We start from the raw sequence: 662 nt of genomic DNA on the forward strand, positions 1-662 counted from the left end.
TCGCCCTTAACAGCAATATCCGTTCCAACTGCTTTTAGGTATATATTACGACCGTAGATTCCACCTACTACTGATGAGGATATTAATACTTCTCCGGGATTATCTCCCTGCTTTTATATATTACGACCGTAGATTCCACCTACTACTGATGAGGATATTAATACTTCTCCGGGATTATCTCCCTGCTTTATTACTTCCTTTGTTCCTGTGTTGTAATCATACTGTCCACCTATTAATGTTAGGTCATTTCCGTTTAACTGCCCGTTTACCTTTATATTTTTAGCTAATAAACTCAAATTTTCTGCTGCATTACCGTTAAAATTCCCGTTTATTTCTATTCTTCCGTCTCTAACCATTATTGTCATAAGATCATCGGTTATTCTCCCTGTAGTAAAGGTTGTATTGCCAAATCTTCCCACTAAACCCGAATTTCCACCGAAATATATTCCGTTAGGATTACTCCAGAAAACATCCATTTTTCCGGTGCTCGCTGCTTCTATAAAACCCTTAATTACTGACGGATCATTGTGTACTCTTATCAGTACAGCTCTTGCTGGCGCCCCTGTATAGTTCTCATTAGGAGCAATTATTCCGCCTAATTCACTTCTGTAACCTGCTCCTTCTTTTGGAGATATATTATTCAATATCAGGTTTTTCTCATC

General features: G+C 38.1%; 1 protein-coding gene. It reads right to left on the minus strand.

Going from position 1 to position 662, the window contains the following annotated elements:
- Positions 1-113: 113 nt before the first annotated feature.
- The coding region (locus tag NK213_RS17865) for a filamentous hemagglutinin N-terminal domain-containing protein (RefSeq protein WP_253351729.1) at positions 114-662 on the minus strand (549 nt) is incomplete at its 5' end.

This window comes from Sebaldella sp. S0638 (assembly GCF_024158605.1).
In the GTDB taxonomy this organism is placed as follows: Bacteria; Fusobacteriota; Fusobacteriia; order Fusobacteriales; family Leptotrichiaceae; genus Sebaldella.